Source organism: Bartonella sp. PS7NMGDW (assembly GCF_042193585.1).
GTDB lineage: Bacteria > Pseudomonadota > Alphaproteobacteria > Rhizobiales > Rhizobiaceae > Bartonella > Bartonella grahamii.
In genome coordinates this window covers 5351-7072 of sequence record NZ_JBHILX010000027.1, presented here as the reverse complement: position 1 = coordinate 7072, position 1722 = coordinate 5351, and the positions used below count along the sequence as shown (strand labels likewise).

Annotated in this window: 1 protein-coding gene and 1 pseudogene; both read left to right on the top strand. The window is 45.2% G+C overall.

From position 1 onward, the window contains the following. Positions 1-176 (top strand): annotated as a pseudogene (locus tag ACFIKJ_RS08310) (PBSX family phage terminase large subunit); the annotation flags it as partial. After that, positions 161-1722, top strand: a 1562-nt coding sequence (locus ACFIKJ_RS08305) for a portal protein (RefSeq protein ID WP_375670467.1), incomplete at its 3' end; no start/stop codon positions are given. The pseudogene ACFIKJ_RS08310 and the gene ACFIKJ_RS08305, both read left to right, overlap by 16 nt.

Here is a 1722-nt window from a genome sequence, read left to right as displayed (position 1 = left end):
AGAAATGGGATGAGAAGCGCAATATTGGCTTGGGAGCAGAGCACGATTGGTCCAGTCATGGGGCAGATGCCTTTGGATTGATGTGCGTGGCTTATGAAGAACCTCCGACGATACAAAAGCGACCAGCTTATAGCGGCAGAACGGAATATGAGAGTACCTCATGGATGGCAGAATGATGTATGATGAAGAGCATTTAGATAAAGAAAGTAACGCATCAGATTTGTCGACAGAAGGCTTATTTCGCAAGCTTGTGAGTTGGTACAAAGAAGATGTGGAGCATGTGAATAAATGGCGTGAACATGCACGGGAGGATTTTCGTTTTTACAATGGTGATCAGTGGAATGAGGCTGATTTAGCGGCGTTAAAAGAGCAACGCCGCCCCGTTATGACCTTTAATCGTATTGCTCCGCTTGTGAATGCTGTTGTGGGGTCAGAGAGAAATAACAAGCGCGAAGTGCAATTCATTCCCCGTCAAGTAGGCAAGGCATTGCCAAGTGAATTGCTTACCGGTGCGGCAGAATGGTTTCGGGACATGGCGCATGCAGAATATGCTGATAGTGATGCTTTCCAAGATGCGGTTATTTGTGGCATGGGCTGGACCGATACGCGACTTGATTATGAAAACAGCTTTGATGGTGAACCGGTCATTACGCGTTTAGACCCGTTAAAGATGGTTTGGGACAGTGCAGCGGTGCAACCGAACTTAACCGATGCGCAACGTTTGTGGTATGTGGACCGCAAGCCTTTGGAAGTAGCCAAGCAGATGTTTCCCAAAGCCCATTGGAGTGAACTGAGTGCAGATTGGGCTCGTGATGGGATTGCTTATGAGGGCATTCATCATAATGATCTTGAAGCTTATAATGATGAGAAGGGCATTGATGTTGAAAACGGTCGACGGATGATTACACTTGTTGAATGCCGTTGGTTTGAAAGCGAGAGGTATTACAAAGCGCCCGATTTAAGTACTGGAGAACTTCGTGATTATAGCGAGGAAGAATTTAAGCAGCTACAGTGCATGATGCCTAATATTCAAGGGGCGGCTTTTAATAAAAAGGTTGTTAAGCGCGCTTTTTTAGGCAGGAAGGTTTTGCTATGCCCCGATCAACCCATGGTTCCAGCTGGTCAATTGGGTTGGGAGTGTATAACGGGGTATTTTGACAAGATAGAACGGCAATTTTATGGTGTTGTGCGTCCTACAAAAGATCCTCAACGGTGGGCGAATAAATATTTCAGTCAAGTGATGTATATCCTTAATAGCCAATCCAAAGGCGGGATAATGGCAGAGAGTGGTGCATTTAAGGATGAGAGAGAAGCAGCAAAAAGTTTAAGCCGATCAGACAGTATTACATGGGTTAAACCTAACGCATTGGCAGGTGGTAAAATACAACCAAAGCCTGTAGCACAGTTTCCACAAGGCTTTTTCCAGCTGTTTAATGAAGCTAAGGAAGCAATTAATCAGGTGACGGGTTTATCGCCCGAATTCATTGGCACAAGAGAAGTGACACAAGCGGGTATTTTGGAGGCACAACGACGCCAATCCAGTTTAAATCTGCTTGCTTGTCTGTTTGATGGTTTACGTTTGTACCGCAAGCGGCAAGGTAAGATTATTTTGCATCTTATCCAGAATTACTTGTCCGATGGTCGTTTGGTACGGATATCTGGTGAGGAGAATGCGCAATATATTCCATTGACGCGTGAAGAAGTAACGAGTGTCGAGTATGA